The sequence below is a fragment of the Chachezhania antarctica genome, assembly GCF_003646465.1.
Lineage (GTDB): Bacteria > Pseudomonadota > Alphaproteobacteria > Rhodobacterales > Rhodobacteraceae > Chachezhania > Chachezhania antarctica.
In genome coordinates, this window is record NZ_QZEX01000043.1 from 1 (window position 1) to 881 (window position 881).

An 881-nucleotide genomic window follows, 5' to 3' on the forward strand; every position below is an offset into this window, starting at 1 on the left:
CGGGCGGGACCAACGAGGAACAGCGCCCGTGGCGGGCGTCTGTGGATTTTGTCACCAACTGGAAAGGGTGAGACATGAGCGATGCAGATATCGGCTACGGCGCAAAGTTCGGGATCGAAGATCCCGGAACGCCGGGGACCTACATCGATACGGCCAACGTGACGCGCATCAAGCCGTCGGGCTACACGCGCGACGAGGAAGATGCCACGCACCTGCAGAGCCCGGACATGATGAAAGAGTTCATTCCGGCGCTGATGGAAGCGACGCCGGTCGAAATCGACATCAACTGGGTGCCGGTTGCCCCGGATCCGTTCGTGACCGAGATCGAGGCCGGCGGCGGCAACTACCAGATCACGGCGCCGAACGGGGTGCGCATGCAGTTTCCCGGGTTCTTCCTGAGCTATGAGCCGGGTGACCTGACGAACGGCAAGATGACGGCGACGGTCACGGTGCGGCCGACTGGCAAGCCGACGCTGTTGGGTGCGGTCTGATGGCCAGGGGTTTCAAGGGCGAGGTCCGGGTCGAGCTCGAGGGCGAGACTTATACGCTCCGGATGGATCTTAACGCGATGGCCGCTTTCGAGGATGGAACCGGCCTGGCGGCACTGGATTGGGCCGAGAAGGCAGAGGCTGGGAATGCACGTGTCGGTGACATGATCTCGATGGTTTGGTGTTGCCTCGAGCGTCACCACGAAGGCGCCGATCGGCGGCTCGCCGGGGATATCCTGTCGGAAGATCCGGAGATCCTCGAGCGGCTTTTCGCCGCCGCCGCGCCGAAGCCTGACGAGATCGAGGGCCAGCCGGGAAAGTAGAGGACCGCGGGCCGCTTCGGATCTTCGATCTGCTGGCGGCCTATGTCTCGGCCGGCCTCGATCCGGCGCA

Annotated in this window: 2 protein-coding genes; both read left to right on the top strand. The window is 64.0% G+C overall.

Features of this window, described 5'->3' with window-relative positions; genetic code table 11:
• Positions 1-74 precede the first annotated feature (74 nt).
• A complete protein-coding gene (locus D4754_RS23760; protein WP_121068641.1) occupies positions 75-491 on the top strand; it encodes a phage tail tube protein in 417 nt (138 codons plus the stop codon).
• On the top strand, positions 491-811 hold the full coding sequence (locus D4754_RS23765) for a GTA-gp10 family protein (RefSeq protein WP_121068643.1): 321 nt from the start codon (positions 491-493) through the stop codon (positions 809-811). The genes D4754_RS23760 and D4754_RS23765 overlap by 1 nt, the downstream gene beginning before the upstream one ends.
• The last annotated feature ends 70 nt before the right edge of the window (positions 812-881 follow it).

Bases quoted from the DNA above. Each gene is read 5' to 3' on its own strand.
- D4754_RS23760 (WP_121068641.1), top strand. From the start codon at position 75: ATGAGCGATGCAGATATCGGCTACGGCGCAAAGTTCGGGATCGAAGAT.
- D4754_RS23765 (WP_121068643.1), top strand. From the start codon at position 491: ATGGCCAGGGGTTTCAAGGGCGAGGTCCGGGTCGAGCTCGAGGGCGAG.